Below are 19,888 nucleotides of genomic sequence, written 5' to 3' on the forward strand. Positions count from 1 at the left end.
TAGGGGGAGCAAAGACATTCCATACATCGCATTGTATGTGCGGAGTTAAACGTTTGCTTTTTCTCAGCCTCCCTCCTGGCGCCGGGAAACAGCACAAGGAGATGGCGTTTAACTGGCAGTGGATGGTCCATCACGCATGCAAGCGAACGATCAAAATTTTCAGGGGAAGTTTTCTATGTCTACGCCTTCAGCGCGTACCGGCGGTTCTTTAGACGCCTGGTTTAAAATTTCAGCTCGCGGCAGCTCCGTACGTCAGGAAATCGTTGCCGGATTAACCACCTTCCTGGCGATGGTGTACTCCGTCATCGTAGTGCCGGGAATGTTAGGCAAAGCCGGTTTTCCGCCGGCAGCGGTGTTCGTCTCGACCTGCCTGGTGGCGGGCGTCGGTTCATTAGTGATGGGTCTGTGGGCTAACCTGCCGCTGGCTATCGGCTGTGCGATTTCGCTGACTGCCTTTACCGCTTTCAGCCTGGTGCTGGGACAACACATCAGCATTCCGGTGGCATTAGGCGCCGTGTTCCTGATGGGGGTATTGTTCACCATTATCTCCGCCACCGGTATTCGTAGCTGGATCCTGCGCAATCTGCCGCAAGGCGTGGCGCACGGAACCGGCATCGGTATCGGCCTGTTCCTGCTGCTGATCGCCGCCAACGGCGTCGGCCTGGTAATTAAAAACCCGCTGGACGGCCTGCCGGTGGCGCTGGGCAATTTCGATAGCTTCCCGGTGATGATGTCGCTGATTGGCCTGGCGGTGATTATCGGCCTGGAAAAACTGAAAGTGCCGGGCGGTATTCTGCTGACCATTATCGGGGTCTCCATTATCGGGCTGATTTTCGATCCCAACGTCCACTTCTCCGGGATTTTCGCCATGCCGTCGCTGAGCGATGACAAAGGCAATTCGCTGATTGGCAGCCTCGATATCATCGGCGCGCTGAACCCGGTGGTGCTGCCAAGCGTGCTGGCGCTGGTTATGACCGCTGTATTCGACGCCACCGGCACCATTCGCGCGGTCGCCGGCCAGGCTAACCTGCTGGATAAAGACGGGCAGATCATCAACGGCGGCAAAGCGCTGACTACCGACTCCCTGAGCAGCGTGTTCTCCGGCGTGGTGGGCGCAGCCCCTGCGGCGGTGTATATCGAATCGGCGGCCGGTACGGCGGCGGGCGGTAAAACCGGCCTGACGGCAGTCACCGTTGGCGTGCTGTTCCTGCTTATCCTGTTCCTTTCCCCGCTCTCCTATCTGGTTCCGGCCTATGCGACCGCGCCAGCGCTGATGTACGTTGGCCTGCTGATGCTGAGCAACGTGGCGAAAATCGACTTCAATGACTTCGTGGATGCGATGGCGGGGCTGATTACCGCGGTGTTCATCGTGCTGACCTGCAACATCGTAACCGGCATCATGATCGGTTTTGCGTCGCTGGTGATTGGCCGCGTGGTATCCGGCGAGTGGCGTAAGCTCAATGCGGGCACCGTGATCATCGCGGCGGCGCTGGTCATCTTCTACGCTGGTGGGTGGGCGATTTAACTTTTCCTGCTAACGACGGGCGGCTTTGGCCGCCCGTTTAATTTTTCAGCCACATCCTGTTTCCTTTTGCGTTAATCTGAGTAGCGTATCATTTCGAGACATGACGCCTCGGATGTAAAAAAAGAAAACGCAGCAAACAGGGAACACATGGAAATATTCTTCACCATACTCATCATGACCCTCGTGGTCTCTCTCTCCGGGGTGGTTACACGCGTACTGCCCTTTCAGGTTCCATTACCGTTAATGCAAATCGCCATCGGCGCGCTGTTGGCCTGGCCGACCTTTGGTCTGCACGTCGAGTTCGACCCTGAACTCTTCCTCGTTTTGTTTATCCCGCCGCTGCTGTTTGCCGACGGCTGGAAAACGCCGACCCGCGAGTTTATCGAGCACGGGCGAGAAATCTTCGGCCTGGCGCTGGCGCTGGTGGTGGTCACCGTGGTCGGTATCGGCTTCCTGATTTACTGGATTGTGCCGGGGATCCCGCTGGTTCCGGCATTCGCCCTTGCGGCGGTGCTGTCGCCGACCGATGCCGTGGCGTTGTCCGGTATTGTCGGCGAAGGGCGGATACCGAAGAAAATCATGGGCATTCTGCAGGGCGAAGCGCTGATGAACGACGCTTCGGGCCTGGTGTCGTTAAAATTTGCCGTTGCCGTGGCAATGGGCACGATGGTGTTCACCATTGGTGGCGCCACCGTTGAGTTCCTGAAGGTGGCGATTGGCGGCATCCTGGCCGGTTTCGTGGTCAGTTGGCTGTATGGCCGCTCAATGCGTTTCCTCAGCCGCTGGGGCGGCGATGAACCGGCAACGCAAATTGTGCTGCTGTTCCTGCTGCCGTTCGCTTCCTACCTGATTGCCGAACATATCGGTTTCTCCGGGATCCTGGCGGCGGTGGCCGCAGGGATGACCATCACCCGTTCCGGGGTGATGCGTACCGCGCCGCTGGCTATGCGCCTGCGCGCCAACAGCACCTGGGCAATGCTGGAGTTCGTGTTTAACGGCATGGTGTTCCTGCTGTTGGGTCTGCAGCTACCGGATATCCTGTCGAGTTCGCTGGTGGCGGCAGAAGCCGATCCTAACGTTGAAACCTGGATGCTGTTCACCGATATCGTGCTGATTTACGCCGCGCTGATGCTGGTGCGTTTCGGTTGGCTGTGGACGATGCGTAAGCTTAGCCAGCGCTTCCTGAAGAAGAAGCCGATGGAGTTTGGCTCCTGGACCACCCGTGAGCTGCTGATCTCCTCCGTCGCCGGGGTGCGCGGGGCGATTACTCTCGCCGGTGTGCTGTCGATTCCGCTACTGCTGCCGGACGGCAACGTCTTCCCGGCGCGTTACGAGCTTATCTTCCTGGCCGCCGGGGTGATTCTTTTCTCCCTGTTCGTCGGGGTCATCGCGTTGCCGATTTTGCTGCGGCGTATTGAGTCTACCGACCACGTACAGCAGCGCAAAGAAGAGCGTCTGGCGCGTGCCGCGACGGCGGATGTGGCGATTGTCGCGATTCAGAAAATGGAAGAACGCCTGGCGGCGGATACCAAAGAGAATATCGACAACCAGCTGTTGACCGAGGTAAGTTCGCGCGTCATCGGTAACCTGCGACGCCGTGTGGATGGCCGTAACGATGTCGAAACCTCGATGCTGGAAGAGAGCCTTGAGCGCCGTTTCCGTCTGGCGGCGCTACGTTCGGAGCGCGGTGAGCTGTACCACCTGCGCGCGACGCGGCAAATCAGCAACGAGACGTTGCAGAAGCTGCTGCACGATCTCGACCTGTTAGAAGCGCTGTTAATCGAAGATCAGTAACCTTAAGTCCCGGTAAGCACGACGCTTATCGGGACTACTCGCGGTGCCGTTTTTTGTCGGGTGGCGGCTAACGCCTTACCCGACCTACGGTCCGTGCGGCCTGCCGTTAATTTATTCACCATGCTGGCTGATACTGCCGGTACCAATGGCCTCAAAATCCCCCGGTAGCGCTAACGCTTACCGGGGAGTTACTCCAGCCAAAATGACTTACTGCACTCCAGCCACGCCTGAGCGCTGCGCGACATATATACGCCTTCCCGCCAGATCATCCCTAATTCCCAACGTAATTCGCTCTCCAGTGGGATCCAGTAAAAATCCTCGGCATCCAGCCGCTGGCAAATCGGCTCCGGCAAAATCGCTACGCCAATGCCCGCCTGCACCATTGCCGCCAGAAAATCCCACTGGCCGCTGCGCACGGCGATACGCGGCTTCACGTCATGCTCGGCAAACAGGCGCATCAGCTGCTGGCTGAGGGCAAAATCTTCGTTGTAGATAACCAACGGATGCTGCGCCAGCTTCTGCGGCGAGATCGAGGTGATATCCTGCCACTGCGCCGTCTTTGGCACGAGGACGCAGAGCGGATGGCTGAAGAGCGACAGCGTGGTCAGACCGCTGGCCTCATCGACCGGTAGCGCGGTCATCGCCAGATCGAGCTCGCCGTTGCTAACCGCCTGCTGTACCGTCAGCCCGCCGAACTCGGAAATTTTCAGCTCCACGCCGGGATAACGCAGGCGAAACCGGCTGATGGGCTCAGCCATCAACATGCCGACCATCGGCGGGATCCCCAGCCGCAGCACGCCTTTATTCAGATGATTGATATCGCTGAGCTCGGCTTTTAACTGGCTGAATTCGCCGAGTATCGCCTGCCCGCGTTCGAAAACTACCCGGCCGGTATCGGTTAATAACAGCTTACGGCCATCACGGATAAGCAGAGTGCAGTTGAGCTCGTCTTCCAGATTTTTGAGCATCTTGCTGATGGTGGGCTGCGTGACGAAGAGCTTCTCCGCCGCGCGGGTAAAGCTTTGCTGGCGGACGACTTCGACAAAATATCGCAACGTACGTATATCCATGATTATTCCCTGAGACTATACCTGTGATGATTTTAATTCATTTCTGTCAGTAAGGGCGGCTCTCTATACTTCACGTCTGTCTTATTTTTAGGGAATTCCGCTCATGGCCTTCGCGCCAGCACGTGTTGCGCCTTTCGTGGCGCGACGTCTTCAGGTACCGGTTCAGGTACTGCTCTATGCCGGGCTGTTTGTCTGCGCTGAATATCTGGTTAATTGGCTTCATCTCCCGCTTCCGGCCAATCTTGTCGGTATGTTGATGCTGCTGATGCTTATCGTCTGCCGGGTGATACCGCTGAACTGGGTGCGCGCAGGCGCGCGCTGGCTGCTGGCGGAGATGCTGCTATTTTTCGTCCCGGCGGTGGTTGCCGTCGTTAACTATGCGCAACTGCTGATGGTGGACGGCTGGCGTATCTTCCTCGTCATCGCGCTAAGCACCACCCTGGTATTGGGCGCCACGGCGTGGGTAGTGGATAGGGTTTATCGCTACGAAGTGAGCAGGTTGAAAGATGAGTGATTTTACCCTGAGCGTGTTGTGTCTGGCGGTCACCCTCGTGCTCTATTTTGCCAATAAGCGTCTCTATCGCCGCTTCCACAAACTGCCGTTGATGCCGCTGGTGCTGACGCCGGTATTGTTGGTGCTGATCCTCGTCTTTGGTCATATTTCCTACCAGAGCTATATGGGCGAGTCGCACTGGCTATTGTGGCTATTGGGGCCAGCCACCATCGCTTTCGCCGTACCGGTCTATGACAACATGGCGATTATCAAGCGTCACTGGATGTCGTTGACTGCCGGGGTGGTGACGGCTTCGCTGGTGGCGGTAACCACTTCCGTCTGGCTGGCGCGTCTGTTTACTCTTTCAGATGAGATCCAGCGAAGCCTGGCGGTGCGCTCGGTGACCACGCCGTTTGCGCTGGCGGCAGCGAAACCGCTCGGCGGTCAACCCGACTTAGTGGCGCTGTTTGTGGTGGTTACCGGAGTCTTTGGCATGGCGATTGGCGACGTGCTGTTCTTACGCTTGTCGATAAGCGCCGGCATGGCGAAAGGAGCCGGCTTTGGCGCGGCGTCCCACGGCGCCGGGACCGCTCGTTCTTACGAGCTCGGGCAGCAGGAGGGCGTGGTCGCCAGCCTGGTAATGATGCTTTCCGGCGTAGTGATGGTACTGGCGGCGCCTTTGGTGCGCTGGGCGATATTTTGAACTTCAGCAGTTTTACCCCGAAGTACAGCGGGTAAGGCTGCTGATATTAGAATGAGTTAAGAAACTACGTATATATAAGATGTTTGGCGTAATTAATATTTAAAGTGTTTAGGCTTTATTCCGAATCCATCAGGATACATTATTTTCTTTCTGGTTGAGTGTATATCTAATTTGTTGATGTTTATGGTTTTATGTTTTGTGATGCCTGGTGATAAATTTCTGCTAATAAGTGATGTTAGCTCTTCTTATTGAAAAATATTTTCTGCAGGATATTATTTTGATGTGGGATATTATTATTGAATGGATTCAATGAGTGACCACGTGGTGAAGTATGACGGGTATAAATTGATCTTATCATTATTTGCATGACGCATTTGTAATGCGAATATTGAATTCCATTCTCTAATATACCTGCATGAAGCAATTGACGGATTGATTGTCATTTTACAATGGATATGGGAATTCATATGAAAATCAGTAAAAAATATTTATTCAGCGCGCTGGCGATTTCCGCCTCCTGTATGTTGTCTACTATTACGCAAGCGGCGCCGAATACCATTACCTTCACCGGTACCGTTTCAGATACAACCTGCACCGCAACCATTGACGGCGGCGTAACTGCGATTGCCATGGGGACCGCATCGGTTGCAGATTTAAAAGCCTATACCTACGGTGCGGCGAAAAACTTTTCCTTTAAGCTGGCTGATTGCCCAACCACTGAAGAGGGAGGGAGCACTATCGCTCGCGTAACATTTGGTGGTGAAGCAGACAGCGCTAATAGCGATTATTTTAAAAACCAGGCAGGCTCGGAAGCGGCATCAGGCGTTGCCGTTGCTATCTTCGACAATGCGGGAAATTTACTCAAAAATAACGTTGAGGGCGCCGATGTTGATATCTCCTCTGGTGAGGCGACCATCCCTTTTACGGTAAAAATGGCTAAATCAGGAAGCGCTGACCCAACTAAAGGCGCAGTACAAACCACTGTGACTTATAACGTGACTTACTATTAATATTATTCATGGAGCAAGGGGAATCTATCCTGATTCCCCTGGAATAAAATTAGATGAGATATTTTCTGTTATTTTTCGGGTTATTATCTATCACCAGCGCGCAAGCGAGCGTAGTGGTTGGCGCAACTCGCGTGATATTTGACGGTGCAAAAAATAATGCCGAAGTAGCTGTAGAGAATAAAGATAATAGCTCTGATATTGTTCAGTCGTGGGTCTCATTGGTGGATGCCACATCTCCGGCGAAAGACTCATTTATCATTACCCCTCCGCTTTTTCGCTTAAAAGCGGGAGAAAAAGGTTTCGTGCGAATAGTGCGTTCCGGTAAGCCTCTGGCCGCCGACCGTGAATCCATGTTTTGGCTTAACATTAAAGGTATTCCGGCAATGAATAATATGCCAGATACTAATATGGTTCAGTTTGCTATCAATTCAAAGATAAAACTTATCTACCGTCCCGCTGAGCTTAAAAACAGTTCGCCAGAAATGTATGCCGGGAAATTACAATGGCAGCGCTTGGGAAGCTTTATTAGTGTAAAGAACAACTCACCACTTTATATGAACTTCTCGCAGATTGGCATTAACGGTAGGAATATTTCTGGCGGATGGTTTGCCGCCCCGTTTACGACGTTAAAAATACCAGCTGAAAGTAATTTATCCTCGACAGGGAAACAATCGATCACATGGAGCGTGATTAATGATTATGGTATGTCAGGAAAGAAATACACTGCGATCGTACAATAGTTCGAAGTTAATATACTGCCGTATTATTTTAATCCTGTCCGCTGCCGCGTTGAGCGTTAGCGTACAGGCGAGTGAATATTTTAACCCCCATCTCCTTGAGATTACGGAAAGCCAATCAACTGCTGTCGATTTATCCTATTTTTCTCAGGAAGCGGTGCCGCCGGGCCGCTATAGCCTGGATGTTTATATAAATGATAAATTTGTTTCTTCTGAATCTATTGATTTTAAAAAACATTCCGGCGATGCCGCGATGGCGGTTCAACCTTGCATTCGGCTTGAGCTTCTTAAAACGTGGTTAATTAATACCGAGAGTTACCCGCAGCTTGCTGCCGCGGGAGCGGAATGCGCTCGCCTGTCTGCCATTCCGGGGCTGGAGTACACCGTCGAACTCGCCCAGCAGCGGATTAATTTTTCGATTCCACAGGTCGCGTTACTGAATCGGCCAAGAGACTATTTGCCGGAAAATCAGTGGCAGCAAGGCATCAATGCCGGTGTACTCAATTACAGCCTATCCGGCCAGCGTAGCATTCCGCGTCATGGCGGCGCCGCGACGGAGAGTCAGTTTGTCAGCCTGCAGCCAGGTATTAATTGGGGAGCGTGGCGTATACGCAACTACAGCACGCTTAACCATAGCGATGATGGCAGCCGGTGGGAATCGGTTTATAGCTATCTTGCGCGAGATATTCATCGGCTGAAAAGCCAGTTGGTGATGGGCAATACCTATACCGCCTCGGATATTTACGACAGTTTGAACTTCACTGGTCTACAGCTAAGTTCGGACAAAGAAATGCTACCAGATAGCCTGCATGGTTTTGCGCCGACGATTAAGGGAATTGCGCGGACAACGGCCGAAGTTTCTGTTTATCAAAACGGCTATAGTATTTATAAAACGACGGTTGCCCCCGGCGCCTTTGAGATAAAAGATCTGTACTCTACCGGTAGCGCTGGCGATTTGTACGTCAATATTAAAGAGTCAGATGGCAGTCAGCAAAGTTTCGTCGTTCCTTACGCATCATTGGCGATTTTGCAGCGCGAAGGGCAGTTGGATTACACGTTTAGCAGCGGTAAGACCCGCTCGGCCAATTCAGGCGGTAAAGAATATAATTTTGTCCAGTCAACTTTGGCTTACGGGCTTTCCAGCAACGCCACGCTCTATACCGGGTTTCAGCAAGCTGAAGATCGGTATACGAATATACTCGTAGGTACCGGATTCAATCTCGGTGTTGTTGGCGCTCTTTCGCTGGATGCTTCCGGCTCTTTGGCTGAGATGAAAAATAACGATAACTCGCTCTTTGCAACTAAAGAGAAAGGGCAATCCTATCGCCTGCGTTTTAATAAAAGTTTTATGCAATCGGGGACCAGTTTTTCCGTCGCGGGTTATCGCTATTCCACTTCCGGATATTATTCTTTTGCCGACTTTATTGATGAGACTACCGCTGATAGTGACCGCACTTCATTAACCGGTCGCAAAAAAGGTCGTTTTGATGCGTCAATTTCGCAAACGCTATCTGGCTACGGCTCACTGTCGCTTTCACTGGTCAATGAAACGTATTGGGATAACTCAAGAATGGCCTCATTAGGCATTGGTTATAGCGGTACTATCGGCAAAGTGTCTTACTTTGTTAATTACTCATACAACCGTAATGTCCAAAGTACAGACGATAGCGGGGAGAGCAATCCAGACAGCGACACTATCGTGTCACTCACGCTGAGTGTGCCGCTCGGCGAAACGATGTCAGCCAATTACAGTATGAGCGCAGGTCGTAAAAGCGATACCACGCACAGTGTCGGTCTTAACGGGATGATGCTTGCCGATCGTTCGCTGAACTGGAACGTTCAGCAAGGCTATGACGCCAGTGATAAAAGTATCTCCGGAAATATTGGCGTGGGTTATCAGGGATCAAGGGGCGAAGTGACCGCCGGATATGGTTACGATCGCTATAGTAACCGCTACAACTATACGCTGCGTGGCGGCATGGTTGCTCATTCAGGTGGCCTTACGTTTTCTCGTTTTCTGGGGGAAAGCTCGGCGCTGGTTGAAACGCCAGGCGTCAGCGATGTGACGGTGCGCGGTCAAACGAACGTCAGCACCGATTCGGCGGGTTACGCTATTGTGCCTTATATCCGCCCTTATCATAGCAACAACTTGTCATTAGATGAGCAGCAGGTCACTGGCGCCGAAGTGGATAATGTGGTGAGAACCGTGGTGCCGACGCGCAACGCCATCGTGAAAGTAAAATACGATACCTATATTGGCTATAAGGCAATGATTACCTTAAAAACGAAGTCTGGAATAGTTCCATTTGGCGCCATCGTGTCTCTGGATAATAATAATGGACGAGCCAATGATATCCGCAGCAATATTGTTGGTGACGGCGGGCAGGTATATGTAACGGGCCTCCAGAAAAAAGGTGCGCTGCTTGTAAAATGGGGCAGCGGTAGCAATGAGCAGTGTCGGGCAGTTTATGACTTTAGCGGCCAGGTTTCGGACCAGGATATTATTTTCTATCAGGCTATTTGTTATTAACTTATCACGCTGAGAGTAATCAATGAGTAAAGTTAAAAAAATAACTTCGGTATTAACTTGCGCCCTTGTTTTATTGCCCGGCAGCTTTTTTATCGCGCCTTGCGCGCTGGCATATGATGAGTCGAGTACGCTTAATATTAACGTCACGGGAAGTATCGAGGAGCCCTCCTGCGAGGTGGCGGTTAAACCGTCAACTACCATCGACTTAGGCACGGTGTCCTATCAAACTCTGACGGGGAAAGCCGGTTCCCATGGGCAAAGTACGCCGGTTAAATTAGAGTTTACTAACTGTGCTGCGGGTTTAACGTCGGTTACGCTATCATTCAGTGGTTCATCTTATGATGATACTTATCCTTCAATCTACAAAAGTAATCAAACAGGCAGTAACGGCGCCAGCGGCGTCGGAATGCAATTGCTTAGCCAAACCGACCAACAAACCTTAGGCCCCAACGAACGCTATCTCTATACCTTTGATAACACTGATACGCATACTTTTAATATGCTTGCTCGAATGTATTCACCCTATGGAAAAATAAGCGCTGGCGTAGTGGGTTTTACGGCCACGTTTGATGTGGCCTATAAATGATATTTATACAGGGAAGAGTATGAAAAAATACATTTTACTGTTACTGGTTATTATCTTTCCTGTTTATGGTTGGGCCTGTGATGGGATTAACTATGGCAGCGTCTCTATGACCAATTTGCCGGAGAAAATCCTCGTCAATGCCGGTAGCTATTCGGCTGGTACTATTTTATATGACTCCGGCAAAATTACGCGCGCGCAGACAACGTTATTAAATTGTGAAGGTGAAACCTACGCGCTTTTTAAGTGGGCATCAGACAATGCGGGTACGCTAATTGGCGATAATATCTATACCACCTCGGTTTCAGGCGTTGGTATTCGTGTGAAAGTCTGGCTAAATATCACTGGTGAGTACGGTGGCGATACCAACGATTTTAGCAGTGATTATCAAACGCATTATATTGGCGATGCGAACTATTATCTGGGCAAGCCTACGGGATTTGGTGATAGCTTCGCGACAACCAGTTACTCGCCCGCGTATCAACTACAGTTGGTCGCCACCGGCGGGCCGATCGCCAGCAATAGTACTTTAACGTTTGGCGATCCGATTTCCAGAGTATCGGTTCAGGATAATGTCGGCACCACCAGTATTTCTCCCTTGCATATCAGCGGCACCACCACGATTCAACTGACCCCGATGGGCTGTGTAACCAATAGCTCGGGGCTCAACTTCGCGATGGGGACGGTCAGCGCCTCGGCGTTTAATACCGCGACGAAAGTGGGCTCCGTCCGGCAATCTGTCACGCTCGCCTGCGAACCCGGGACTAACGTATCGATGCGGGTGACGGCGGCACAAGCGGGCGGTGATAATCCTGATAACACGGTGATGGCGCTGACGGCAGATAGCAATGTCGCCACCGGCGTTGGCGTGCAGCTTAATCTGAATGGCGAGGCGCTACCGTTGAATACGGATATCAGCTTGTATTCTTCAAGCCGCACCACGGTGACCAATAGCGGCGCGGATGCTGGCTATACTATTTTTACTAATCCTGATAGCCCCGGCGGCGCCTATGCTTTAGACACGTTGCTATTCTCAACCAATTACTACAAAACAGGGGCGACGGTGACGGCGGGCTCGGCAAATGCGGCCGGGGTGATAACTTTTACCTATAACTAAACCTCAGCCTCCTCCCCAGCGCGAGGAAGAGGCTGATACGCTTAGTGCGCCTGACCGCGTTCGATACCGATACCGGTTTGCGAACGGATGAACTGAGCGCGGAACTGCTCGCGCTCGCGCATCCCTTCGGCGGAGTTATCGGTAATCGAGAACAGCCAGATGCCGATGAACGCGATGGCGATGGAGAACAGCGCCGGGTATTCATACGGGAAGACGGCTTTCTCGTGTCCGAGGATCTGCACCCATATGGTCGGGCCGAGGATCATTAGAATCACCGCGGTCAGCAGGCCGAGCCAGCCGCCAATCATCGCGCCGCGGGTGGTCAGTTTCGACCAGTACATCGACAGCAGGATAATCGGGAAGTTACAGCTGGCGGCGATAGAGAACGCCAGGCCGACCATGAAGGCGATATTCTGGTTTTCGAACAAAATCCCCAGCAGAATCGCCACCACGCCAAGGATCAGCACGGTGATTTTCGATACTTTCAGCTCCTGACGTTCGGTCGCGCCTTTACGGAACACGTTAGCGTAAAGATCGTGAGAGACCGCCGATGCCCCCGCCAGCGTCAGCCCGGCGACAACCGCCAGAATTGTGGCGAACGCCACCGCCGAGATAAAGCCGAGGAACAGGTTACCGCCGACGGCATCCGCCAGATGTACTGCCGCCATGTTGTTGCCGCCGATAAGCTGTCCGGCCGCGTCTTTAAACGCCGGATTCGCCCCCACCAGCATGATCGCGCCAAAGCCGATGATAAAGGTCAGAATATAGAAGTAACCCATGAAACCGGTGGCGTAGAACACGCTCTTACGCGCTTCTTTGGCGTCGCTGACGGTGAAGAAACGCATCAGAATATGCGGCAGGCCCGCGGTACCGAACATCAAGCCGAGACCGAGCGACAGCGCCGATATCGGGTCTTTCACCAGCCCGCCGGGGCTCATGATCGCCGCCCCTTTCGGGTGGACCGCCATCGCTTCAGTGAACAGATTATTGAAACTGAACCCGACGTGCTTCATCACCATAAAGGCCATAAAGCTGGCGCCGAACAGCAGCAGGACCGCTTTGATAATCTGCACCCAAGTGGTGGCAAGCATGCCGCCGAACAGCACGTACAACACCATCAGCACGCCGACCAGCACCACCGCCACGTGGTAGTTGAGGCCGAACAGCAGCTGGATGAGCTTACCGGCGCCAACCATCTGCGCGATCAGATACAGCGCCACCACCACCAGCGAACCGCAGGCGGAGAGGGTGCGAATCGGCCCCTGCTTCAGGCGATAAGACGCTACGTCGGCAAAGGTATAGCGGCCGAGGTTACGCAGGCGTTCGGCGATCAGGAACAGGATAATCGGCCAGCCGACGAGGAAGCCGAGCGAGTAGATCAGACCGTCGTAGCCGGAAGTGTAAACCAACGCGGAAATGCCGAGGAACGAGGCCGCGGACATAAAGTCGCCGGCAATCGCCAGACCGTTCTGGAAACCGGTGATATTGCCGCCTGCGGTGTAGTAATCGCTACGCGAACGTACGCGTTTTGACGCCCAGTAAGTGATATACAGCGTCAAGGCGACGAAAATCACGAACATGATAATCGCCTGCCAGTTGGTCGGCTGACGCTGCACCGCGCCGGTAATGGCATCGGCGGCGTTGGCGGCGAAAGGGAGCGTGGCGGCAAGCGCCGTCAGGACTTTTTTCATGATGCTTGCACCTCGCTAATCACGCTTTTGGTCAACTTGTCGTATTCGCCGTTTGCCCGCCAGACGTAAATCCCGGTCAGAACGAAGGAGATGATAATGACGCCGATGCCAATAGGGATGCCGCGGGTGACGCTGGTGCCTTCATGCAGCGGCGTTCCCAGCCAGCCTGGCGCGAAGGCGATAAGCAAAATAAAACCTACGTAAATGACCAGCATAATGACTGACAGAATGGCGGCAAACCGTTGCCGTGATGCTACTAACTCCCTGAAATGCGCACTATTTTCTATCCGCTGACAAATTTGTTCATTCATCTTAGCGTCTCCAGAGGTAACCCTTATGTCATCCATCGGCTATCCGTCGGCAACAGTGACCCGCCCGACGCTATTGCGTCGAGTCGTCGCTGATTTACCGCTTTCCTGCTGAATAGAATCCTTGGGGGGAGTTTATGTTTTTAACCTCTCCCTCCTAAGAGGGAGAGGGGGTAGGGAATAGGTTAAGGTTATGACGGCATCGCAATGGCCTGCTTCTCTTCGAGCAGTTTGTCCACTACGCCCGGATCGGCCAGCGTCGAGGTATCCCCGAGATTACTGGTATCGCCAGCGGCAATCTTACGCAGAATACGGCGCATGATTTTGCCGGAGCGGGTTTTCGGCAACGAGTCGGTCCAGTGCAGTACATCCGGCGTCGCCAGTGGGCCAATCTCTTTGCGCACCCAGTTACGTACTTCGGCATACAGTTCCGGCGTCGGCTCTTCACCGTGATTCAGCGTCACGTAAGCGTAGATGGCCTGGCCTTTGATGTTATGCGGAATGCCGACCACCGCCGCTTCGGCGATTTTCGGATGCGAAACCAGCGCGGATTCAATTTCCGCGGTGCCCAGACGGTGGCCGGAGACGTTCAGTACGTCATCGACGCGACCGGTTATCCAGTAATAACCATCTTCGTCGCGACGGGCGCCGTCGCCGCTAAAGTACATATTTTTAAAGGTTGAGAAGTAGGTCTGCTCGAAGCGTTCATGATCGCCAAACAGGGTACGCGCCTGGCCAGGCCAGGAGTCGGCGATAGCCAGGTTGCCCTCGGTCGCGCCTTCCAGCGGCGTCCCTTCGTTGTCCACCAGCACCGGCTGGACGCCGAAGAATGGACGCGTGGCGGAACCGGCTTTCAGCTCGATGGCGCCCGGCAGCGGGGTAATCATGAAGCCGCCGGTTTCGGTCTGCCACCAGGTGTCCATCACCGGGCACTTCTCGTTGCCGATCTTCTTCCAGTACCACTCCCAGGCTTCCGGGTTAATCGGCTCGCCGACCGAGCCGAGAATGCGCAGTGAGGAACGATCGGTACCTTCAATAGCTTTGTCGCCTTCCGCCATCAGCGCGCGGATCGCCGTCGGCGCGGTGTACAGAATATTGACCTGATGTTTGTCCACCACCTGGCACATGCGCGCCGGGGTCGGCCAGTTTGGCACGCCTTCAAACATCAGCGTGGTGGCGCCGCAGGCCAACGGGCCGTACAGCAGGTAGCTGTGACCGGTGACCCAGCCCACATCGGCGGTGCACCAGTAGATATCGCCCGGATGATAATCAAAGACGTATTTGAAGGTGGTCGCCGCATACACCAGATAGCCGCCGGTGGTGTGCAGTACGCCTTTCGGCTTGCCCGTTGAACCGGAGGTATAGAGGATAAAGAGCGGGTCTTCGGCGTTCATTTCCACCGCTTCATGCTGGTCATCCGCTTTTTCAATCAGATCGCTCCACCACAGATCGCGACCTTCCTGCCAGTCGATTTTGCCGCCGGTACGTTTGAGTACCACCACGTGCTCGATGCTGGTGACGTGCGGATTTTTCAGCGCATCGTCGACGTTTTTCTTCAGCGGGATGGCGCGACCGGCGCGTAATCCTTCGTCAGAGGTGATCACCAGGCGAGCGCTGGAGTCGATAATACGACCGGCAACCGCTTCCGGCGAAAAGCCGCCGAAGATAACCGAATGGATGGCGCCGATGCGCGCGCAGGCCAGCATGGCGACGGCGGCTTCCGGCACCATCGGCATATAGATAGCAACGACATCGCCTTTTTTAATGCCCAGATCGAGCAATACGTTGGCAAAACGGCAAACATCGCGATGGAGCTGACGATAAGTGATGTTTTTACTCTGGCTGGCGTCATCGCCTTCCCAGATGATCGCGGTTTGGTCGCCGCGCTCGTGCAGATGGCGGTCGAGACAGTTGGCCGCGAGGTTCAGGGTGCCATCTTCATACCATTTGATGGAGATGTTTCCCGGGGCGAAAGAGGTATTTTTTACCTGCGTATAGGGCTTAATCCAGTCGAGGATTTTGCCTTGCTCACCCCAGAAGGCATCTGGGTTGCTGATGGATTGTTGGTAGTTCACCTGGTACTGTTGCGGATTCATCAGGCAATGTTCCGCAATCTCTGCGGGAATAGGGTGTTTATGTATTTGGCTCATGGCTTTTTTTCTCCTTTAACTTGTTAAATATATGTCAAATAACCGTTAAGAATAGGGGCTTTATGAGCTTTGTTTACTATTTGGGGGGCAGATCACGCATTGATTAAACTGAATGAAATTCAATCAAATGAAACTTTGAAGTGAAATAATTCATTTACTGTATTTATAGAAACTGAATGTGTTAAATATTTTTTATAACAAATACTTATGCAATGTAATGCGCTGAAATGGGCGGATTTATGCAGAAAACCAGAGGAAAGCGCTGTTCTTAAAGGCTTGCGCAGCATGCCGTGCAAATGATACTGATATTGCGCGTTAAATAACCCCATAAAGCAACGCAACACAATTCATACCCCTTTCAGTGGGTGCCATTACCTCCCGGAATGGTGCCTTTCATTGAGGAAGTCAGTAGTGATGAAAAAAACAAAAGTCAGCCTGGCCTGGCAGATTTTGCTAGCCCTGGTGCTTGGCATACTTCTGGGCAGCTACCTGCATTACCACGCCGAAAGCCGTGATTGGTTAATCTCAAACCTCCTGACCCCGGCGGGCGATATCTTTATCCACCTGATTAAAATGATTGTCGTCCCGATTGTCATCTCGACGCTGGTGGTGGGCATTGCGGGTGTAGGCGACGCCAAGCAACTGGGCCGCATCGGCGCCAAGACCATTATCTATTTTGAAGTGATCACCACGGTGGCGATTGTGCTGGGGATCACCCTGGCGAACGTCTTCCAACCGGGCAGCGGCATTGATATGTCGCAGTTGGCGGCGGTCGATATCTCGAAATATCAGAACACCACCGCAGAGGTGCAGAGCCACGCTCACGGCCTGATGGGGACTATCCTGTCGCTGGTGCCGACTAATATCGTCGCCTCGATGGCGAAAGGCGATATGCTGCCGATTATCTTCTTCTCGGTGCTGTTCGGTCTGGGGCTTTCTTCCCTGCCGTCTACTCACCGCGAACCGCTGGTGACCGTGTTCCGCTCCATCTCCGAAACCATGTTTAAAGTGACGCACATGGTGATGCGCTATGCGCCGGTCGGGGTCTTTGCCCTGATCTCGGTGACCGTCGCCACCTTCGGCTTCGCTTCGCTGTGGCCGCTGGCTAAGCTGGTTATCCTGGTTTACTTCGCGATTCTGTTCTTCGCGCTGGTGGTGCTGGGTATCGTGGCGCGGGTATGTGGGCTGAGCATCTGGATCCTGATTCGCATCCTCAAAGATGAGCTGATTCTGGCTTATTCCACGGCGAGCTCCGAGAGCGTGCTGCCGCGTATCATTGAGAAAATGGAAGCCTACGGCGCGCCGGCCTCAATCACCAGCTTCGTGGTGCCGACCGGCTACTCCTTTAACCTCGATGGTTCGACGCTATATCAGAGCATCGCGGCGATCTTCATCGCCCAGCTGTACGGTATCGACCTCTCCCTGTGGCAGGAAATCACTCTCGTGCTGACGTTGATGGTGACTTCAAAAGGCATCGCGGGCGTACCGGGCGTCTCCTTCGTGGTGCTGCTGGCGACCCTGGGTAGCGTGGGGATCCCGCTGGAAGGGCTGGCGTTTATTGCCGGCGTCGACCGTATCCTCGATATGGCGCGTACCGCGCTGAACGTGGTCGGCAACGCGCTGGCGGTGCTGGTTATCGCTAAGTGGGAACATAAGTTTGATCGCAAGAAAGCGCTGGCGTATGAACGCGAAGTGCTGGGCAAGTTTGATAAAACCGCCCAATAAGACGTCAGAGCCCGGCCATTCGCGCCGGGCTTTTTTTAGCCTTTGGTTATCCTGTCGAACTCTTCACATCCGGTATCAAACCCCTCCTGACAGCTGACGTTAAGCCAATGCAGCGCTTTTTGCGGGTTTGGTTCGATAAAACCTTTCTCTCCCTGCTGGAACATCATCCCAGCCCAGTATTCGGCATAGCCGGTGCGCGAAAGCGCCGAGCTGCCTTTGAAGTACTGCGCGGCCTTGAGGTCATCTTCCGGCGGCAGCACGCCGCTGGCGTAGATAAGCCCCAGCAGCATCTGCGCATCGACGGCAGAGTCGCTCTCTTCATCTTTGGCCGCATCCTGCAGCAGCCTGATGGCGTGCGCATAATCGGTGGGGCCAGCCTGCTGATTGACCAGCACGCGGGCGAGGATAATCTCGCCGGCCTTGCTGCCGGCCTGCACGGATTTTTCCGCTAACTGTCGGGCCTGCTGATAGTCGGCCTGCTGCGGGTTACGGATTTTAAGCTGAGCCAGCAGCGCCAGCGCGTCGCCATCGCCCTGCGCCGCCGCTTTCTGCGCCCAGTATTCAGCTTGTTGATAGTTGCCGGAGCTAACCCAGGTATCCGCCAGATAAAACTGCGCGCGCGGGTCGCCAGCTTCGGCCTGCTGTTGGTATTGGCTGCCCGGATCTGCAGCGTCTGCGGTGAAGCTTGTCAGCGCCAGCAGTAAATAGAGGTATTTCATTTTTTTATTATCAGTAAGGAAGACCCCCGCAGTATAAAGGGAGGCGGAAAAGAAGAAAATGGCGGGAATTAGCGGGGTGAATACCCGGATAGCGGCGCATAGCGCCTTATCCGGGCTACGGTTCGGTAGTCGGTTGGTCGCCCCGGTAAGCGTAAGCGCCACCGGGGGAGGGTTCCCGGATAGCGGCGCACAGCGCCTTATCCGGGCTACGGTTCGGTAGTCGGTTGGTAGCCCCGGTAAGCGTAAGCGCCACCGGGGAGGGTTCCCGGATAGCGGCGCGTAGCGCCTTATCCGGGCTACGGTTCGGTAGTCGGTTGGTAGCCCCGGTAAGCGTAAGCGCCACCGGGGGAGGATTCCCGGATAGCGGCGCGTAGCGCCTTATCCGGGCTACGGTTTGGTATTCGGTTGGTAGCCCCGGTAAGCGTAAGCGCCACCGGGGGAGGATTCCCGGATAGCGGCACATGGCGCCTTATCCGGGTTACGGTTCGGTAGTCGGTTGGTAGCCCCGGTAAGCGTAAGCGCCACCGGGGGAGGGTTCCCGGATAGCGGCGCATAGCGCCTTATCCGGGCTACGGTTCGGTAGTCGGTTGGTAGCCCCGGTAAGCGTAAGCGCCACCGGGGGAGGGTTCCCGGATATCGGGTATGGCCGCCGAACCTTAACCCATCGCGCTTTCGCGCAGCCGGGCTTTCAGCTTGTTGTACTCGTCGATCACGTACTGCTCCGCCGCGCGCTGATCGGCAATCCGCTCAACGTTAACCGCGCAGTACTTGTACTCCGGCGTTTTGGTTATCGGGCTCAGGTTCTCCGACACCAGCTCGTTACAGGCGCCGATCCACCACTGGTAGGTCATGTACACCGCGCCTTTATTCGGCCGATCGCTGACCTGCGCGCGGGTGATGATGCGCCCCTTACGCGAATTGACCCACACCAGCGCTTCATCCTCGATGCCTAACCGTTCGGCGTCGGCGGTGTTGATTTGCGCATAGCCCGGTTCATCCGCCAGCGCCGCCAGCGCCGCACAGTTGCCGGTCATCGAACGGCAGGAGTAGTGACCGACTTCGCGTACCGTTGAGAGCACCATCGGGTACTCGTCGGTGAGCTTATCGATCGGCGCGACCCAGTCGCAGGTGAAGAACTGCGCCAGCCCGTTCGGGGTATCGAACTTCTCTTTAAACAGATACGACGTCCCCTGGTCGGCGTCGGACTCATCGCGGCATGGCCACATGACATAGCCGAGCTCGCCCATTTTTTCATAGGTAGCGCCGTAGAAGTCCGGGCACAGATGCCGCAACTCATCCCAGATCTCCTGGGTGTTGTTGTAGTGCATCGGATAGCCCATCCGGGTGGCGATTTCGCTGATGATCTGCCAGTCGGTTTTCAGGTCCCACTTCGGCTCCACCGCTTTAAAGAAGCGCTGGAAGCCGCGGTCCGCTGCGGTATACACGCCTTCGTGCTCGCCCCACGAGGTGGACGGCAGGATGACGTCGGCCGCGGCGGCGGTTTTGGTCATGAAAATATCCTGGACGATAACCAGTTCCAGCTGTTCAAACGCCTTGCGCACCGCGGAAAGCTCGGCATCGGTCTGCAGCGGATCCTCGCCCATAATATAGGCGGCGCGGACTTCGCCGTGTTCGGCGCGGTGCGGCAGCTCGCTGATGCGATAACCGGTATGTTCCGGCAGGCTGTCGACGCCCCAGGCTTTAGCGAACTTCTCGCGGTTTTCCGGGAACTT

18 protein-coding genes are annotated in these 19,888 nt (G+C 54.3%); 10 read left to right on the plus strand and 8 right to left on the minus strand.

Going from position 1 to position 19,888, the window contains the following annotated elements:
* Window positions 1-175 precede the first annotated feature (175 nt).
* Entirely contained in the window at window positions 176-1,525 is a 1,350-nt protein-coding gene (locus PGR29_RS24495) for an NCS2 family permease (RefSeq protein WP_015368730.1), read from the plus strand.
* Window positions 1,526-1,672: 147 nt separating this feature from the next.
* Complete coding sequence (locus PGR29_RS24500; RefSeq protein ID WP_015368729.1) at window positions 1,673-3,319, plus strand: Na+/H+ antiporter; 1,647 nt, start codon at window positions 1,673-1,675, stop codon at window positions 3,317-3,319.
* 188 nt (window positions 3,320-3,507) lie between these two features.
* On the opposite strand, the gene PGR29_RS24505 is transcribed toward PGR29_RS24500, so the two are convergent.
* Window positions 3,508-4,389 carry a LysR family transcriptional regulator gene (locus PGR29_RS24505; RefSeq protein WP_087858825.1) on the minus strand — a complete coding sequence of 294 codons (882 nt, stop codon included), beginning with the start codon at window positions 4,387-4,389 and terminating at the stop codon, window positions 3,508-3,510.
* Window positions 4,390-4,492: 103 nt separating this feature from the next.
* On the opposite strand from PGR29_RS24505, the gene PGR29_RS24510 reads away from it, so the two are divergent.
* From PGR29_RS24510 to PGR29_RS24540, 7 genes are all read left to right on the plus strand, one after another.
* Window positions 4,493-4,903, plus strand: a complete 411-nt coding sequence (locus PGR29_RS24510; protein WP_316425527.1) for a CidA/LrgA family protein — start codon at window positions 4,493-4,495, stop codon at window positions 4,901-4,903.
* A complete protein-coding gene (locus tag PGR29_RS24515) occupies window positions 4,896-5,585 on the plus strand; it encodes an LrgB family protein (protein ID WP_087858823.1) in 690 nt (229 codons plus the stop codon). The genes PGR29_RS24510 and PGR29_RS24515 overlap by 8 nt, the downstream gene beginning before the upstream one ends.
* A gap of 449 nt (window positions 5,586-6,034) precedes the next feature.
* Window positions 6,035-6,595, plus strand: coding sequence for a fimbrial protein (locus PGR29_RS24520; protein WP_162750243.1), 561 nt, complete (start codon window positions 6,035-6,037; stop codon window positions 6,593-6,595).
* Between the two features lie 53 nt (window positions 6,596-6,648).
* Entirely contained in the window at window positions 6,649-7,335 is a 687-nt protein-coding gene (locus PGR29_RS24525) for a fimbrial assembly chaperone (protein ID WP_087858822.1), read from the plus strand.
* A complete protein-coding gene (locus PGR29_RS24530; protein WP_316425528.1) occupies window positions 7,289-9,862 on the plus strand; it encodes a fimbria/pilus outer membrane usher protein in 2,574 nt (857 codons plus the stop codon). The genes PGR29_RS24525 and PGR29_RS24530 overlap by 47 nt, the downstream gene beginning before the upstream one ends.
* Before the next feature lie 22 nt (window positions 9,863-9,884).
* Window positions 9,885-10,448 carry a fimbrial protein gene (locus PGR29_RS24535; protein ID WP_316425529.1) on the plus strand — a complete coding sequence of 188 codons (564 nt, stop codon included), beginning with the start codon at window positions 9,885-9,887 and terminating at the stop codon, window positions 10,446-10,448.
* Between the two features lie 19 nt (window positions 10,449-10,467).
* The gene (locus PGR29_RS24540) at window positions 10,468-11,562 is read left to right on the plus strand and encodes a type 1 fimbrial protein (protein ID WP_113375008.1); all 1,095 of its coding nucleotides are present in this window, start codon (window positions 10,468-10,470) and stop codon (window positions 11,560-11,562) included.
* Between the two features lie 41 nt (window positions 11,563-11,603).
* On the opposite strand, the gene actP is transcribed toward PGR29_RS24540, so the two are convergent.
* The 3 genes from actP to acs all read right to left on the minus strand — a co-directional run bounded on the left by actP (window position 11,604) and on the right by acs (window position 15,711).
* On the minus strand, window positions 11,604-13,253 hold the full coding sequence (actP, locus tag PGR29_RS24545) for a cation/acetate symporter ActP (RefSeq protein ID WP_045398148.1): 1,650 nt from the start codon (window positions 13,251-13,253) through the stop codon (window positions 11,604-11,606).
* Window positions 13,250-13,564 (minus strand): DUF485 domain-containing protein, encoded by a 315-nt coding sequence (locus tag PGR29_RS24550; RefSeq protein WP_045398145.1) that lies wholly within the window; start codon window positions 13,562-13,564, stop codon window positions 13,250-13,252. Before PGR29_RS24550 ends, actP begins: the two co-directional genes overlap by 4 nt.
* 188 nt (window positions 13,565-13,752) lie before the next feature.
* A complete protein-coding gene (gene acs, locus PGR29_RS24555) occupies window positions 13,753-15,711 on the minus strand; it encodes an acetate--CoA ligase (RefSeq protein WP_213317921.1) in 1,959 nt (652 codons plus the stop codon).
* Between the two features lie 414 nt (window positions 15,712-16,125).
* On the opposite strand from acs, the gene gltP reads away from it, so the two are divergent.
* On the plus strand, window positions 16,126-17,436 hold the full coding sequence (gene gltP / locus PGR29_RS24560; RefSeq protein ID WP_045398139.1) for a glutamate/aspartate:proton symporter GltP: 1,311 nt from the start codon (window positions 16,126-16,128) through the stop codon (window positions 17,434-17,436).
* Window positions 17,437-17,471: 35 nt separating this feature from the next.
* Here the strand turns inward: gltP and PGR29_RS24565 are convergent, their stop codons facing one another.
* The 4 genes from PGR29_RS24565 to PGR29_RS24580 all read right to left on the minus strand — a co-directional run.
* Window positions 17,472-18,155: a tetratricopeptide repeat protein gene (locus PGR29_RS24565; RefSeq protein ID WP_316425533.1), complete on the minus strand. Its 684-nt coding sequence runs from the start codon at window positions 18,153-18,155 to the stop codon at window positions 17,472-17,474.
* 115 nt (window positions 18,156-18,270) lie between these two features.
* Window positions 18,271-18,498 (minus strand): hypothetical protein, encoded by a 228-nt coding sequence (locus PGR29_RS24570; protein ID WP_316425530.1) that lies wholly within the window; start codon window positions 18,496-18,498, stop codon window positions 18,271-18,273.
* Between the two features lie 135 nt (window positions 18,499-18,633).
* Window positions 18,634-18,771: a hypothetical protein gene (locus PGR29_RS24575; RefSeq protein WP_316425531.1), complete on the minus strand. Its 138-nt coding sequence runs from the start codon at window positions 18,769-18,771 to the stop codon at window positions 18,634-18,636.
* Between the two features lie 40 nt (window positions 18,772-18,811).
* Window positions 18,812-19,888 (minus strand): molybdopterin-dependent oxidoreductase (locus tag PGR29_RS24580; RefSeq protein WP_316425532.1); only part of this gene is annotated, 1,077 nt, incomplete at its 5' end.

Source organism: Klebsiella sp. 141203 (genome assembly GCF_032601985.1).
Taxonomy (GTDB): Bacteria; Pseudomonadota; Gammaproteobacteria; order Enterobacterales; family Enterobacteriaceae; genus Klebsiella; species Klebsiella aerogenes.

Excerpts from the sequence above, each read along its gene's own strand:
- PGR29_RS24495 (WP_015368730.1), top strand. The coding sequence starts at position 176 with ATGTCTACGCCTTCAGCGCGTACCGGCGGTTCTTTAGACGCCTGGTTT.
- PGR29_RS24500 (WP_015368729.1), top strand. The coding sequence starts at position 1,673 with ATGGAAATATTCTTCACCATACTCATCATGACCCTCGTGGTCTCTCTC.
- PGR29_RS24505 (WP_087858825.1), bottom strand. The coding sequence starts at position 4,389 with ATGGATATACGTACGTTGCGATATTTTGTCGAAGTCGTCCGCCAGCAA.
- PGR29_RS24510 (WP_316425527.1), top strand. The coding sequence starts at position 4,493 with ATGGCCTTCGCGCCAGCACGTGTTGCGCCTTTCGTGGCGCGACGTCTT.
- PGR29_RS24515 (WP_087858823.1), top strand. The coding sequence starts at position 4,896 with ATGAGTGATTTTACCCTGAGCGTGTTGTGTCTGGCGGTCACCCTCGTG.
- PGR29_RS24520 (WP_162750243.1), top strand. The coding sequence starts at position 6,035 with ATGGATATGGGAATTCATATGAAAATCAGTAAAAAATATTTATTCAGC.
- PGR29_RS24525 (WP_087858822.1), top strand. The coding sequence starts at position 6,649 with ATGAGATATTTTCTGTTATTTTTCGGGTTATTATCTATCACCAGCGCG.
- PGR29_RS24530 (WP_316425528.1), top strand. The coding sequence starts at position 7,289 with ATGATTATGGTATGTCAGGAAAGAAATACACTGCGATCGTACAATAGT.
- PGR29_RS24535 (WP_316425529.1), top strand. The coding sequence starts at position 9,885 with ATGAGTAAAGTTAAAAAAATAACTTCGGTATTAACTTGCGCCCTTGTT.
- PGR29_RS24540 (WP_113375008.1), top strand. The coding sequence starts at position 10,468 with ATGAAAAAATACATTTTACTGTTACTGGTTATTATCTTTCCTGTTTAT.
- actP (WP_045398148.1), bottom strand. The coding sequence starts at position 13,253 with ATGAAAAAAGTCCTGACGGCGCTTGCCGCCACGCTCCCTTTCGCCGCC.
- PGR29_RS24550 (WP_045398145.1), bottom strand. The coding sequence starts at position 13,564 with ATGAATGAACAAATTTGTCAGCGGATAGAAAATAGTGCGCATTTCAGG.
- acs (WP_213317921.1), bottom strand. The coding sequence starts at position 15,711 with ATGAGCCAAATACATAAACACCCTATTCCCGCAGAGATTGCGGAACAT.
- gltP (WP_045398139.1), top strand. The coding sequence starts at position 16,126 with ATGAAAAAAACAAAAGTCAGCCTGGCCTGGCAGATTTTGCTAGCCCTG.
- PGR29_RS24565 (WP_316425533.1), bottom strand. The coding sequence starts at position 18,155 with ATGAAATACCTCTATTTACTGCTGGCGCTGACAAGCTTCACCGCAGAC.